The 1,560-nt window shown below is 67.1% G+C and carries 1 protein-coding gene; it reads right to left on the bottom strand.

The genetic code is table 11. The features are described 5' to 3' along the window. The coding region (locus tag O5O46_RS34915; RefSeq protein WP_269859708.1) for a beta-ketoacyl reductase at positions 1–1,526 on the bottom strand (1,526 nt) is incomplete at its 3' end. Between the last annotated feature and the right edge of the window lie 34 nt (positions 1,527–1,560).

Below are 1,560 nucleotides of genomic sequence, written 5' to 3'. Positions count from 1 at the left end.
AGGCCGCCGGATAGCGTGTGGTCCCCTCCTGGGGTCTGCAGCGCCTGGGCGACCTCCGGCAGATCGGACAGCAAAGCACTCGCCCGGGCCGCGGTGAAGATCGGCGCGAACCGCGCCCAGTCCATGTCCGCGATGACAATCGTCGTCTCGTCATCATGCAAAACACGCTGCAACGCGGCCAGCGCCAACTCCGGCCGCATCGGCACCACACCCAACGCATCCAGACGCTCACGGTGCTGTCCGGCCGCGTCGATCAACATCCCCGCTTCATCCCACGAACCCCACGCCACCGAGGTCGCCCTACCACCCTGCGCCCTGCGATACCCAGCCAGAGCATCCAGATAAGCGTTGCCAGCCGCATACCCACCCTGACCACCACTACCCCACGCCGCCGCACCCGAGGAGAACAAAACAAACGCATCCAGATCAAGCCCGCGCGTCAACTCATCCAGATACCGCGCCCCCTCAACCTTGCCCCGCAACAGCTCCTCGAACTGCCCCAAACCCATCGACGTCACCGGCACGCTCTCACCCATGACACCAGCAGCATGCACCACCGTCCGCAACGGCCATTCCTCAGGAATACCCGCCACCACACCGCCCAGCGCCTGCCGATCAGCCACATCACACGCCAGCACCGTCACCCGAGCACCAGCAGTCTCCAACTCCAAACGCAACACATCCGCGCCCTCAGCATCCGGCCCCCGCCGGCTCAGCAACACCACATGCTCCGCGCCCCGCTCGACCAGCCACCGGGCAACATACGCCCCCAACCCCCCAGTGCCACCGGTAACCAACGCCGTCCCCGACGTCACCCACGACGAGCCACCAAAACCCGACCCCGAAGCATGCACCAACCGACGCCCGAACAACCCCGACGAGCGCACCGCGACCTGATCCTCACCCACAACACCCGAGACCACCGCGGCAAACCCCCGCGCACAGCGCCCGTCCAACGACTCCGGCAGATCCACCAGGCCACCCCACACAGCAGGCCGCTCCAAAGCAGCCACCCGGCCCAGACCCCACACACCACCCTGCCACGGAGCCGTAACAGCATCACGACCCCCGACCGACACCGCCCCCCGCGTCACCACCCACAACCCAACAGCCAACCCCGCGTCCTGCAACGCCTGCAACAACACAGCCGTCGACACCAGCCCCGCCATCACCCCAGAAGCCAACGCCGCACCCAACGACACCACACCCGCCACCGACACACCCTCGGCCGACACCCCCTCGGCCGCGCCCCTCAACCTCTCAGCAAGACCGGCACACCCCACACCACCGTCTTCCACCACCACCCCACCCGAGCCCAAAGCCCCCACCACAGCCGCGACCCAGGCATCACCACACATCCCCTCCGGAACCACCACCAGCCAACGCCCAGACCCCACACGACCCGACAGACTGTGCGCACCACCCAAAGGCTTCCACGTCTCCCGATAACGCCAGCCCTCCACTACACGCTCGTCACGCTGCCGAACACGCCACGACGCCAAAGCCGGCATCACCGAGGCGACCACACCACTATCAACCCCCAACTCCCCCGCCAAAGCC

Source organism: Streptomyces sp. RPT161 (assembly GCF_027533845.1).
GTDB classification, from domain to species: domain Bacteria; phylum Actinomycetota; class Actinomycetes; order Streptomycetales; family Streptomycetaceae; genus Streptantibioticus_A; species Streptantibioticus_A silvisoli_A.
The sequence above is the reverse complement of the archived record's forward strand: the minus strand, read 5'-3'. Positions and strand labels throughout refer to the sequence as shown.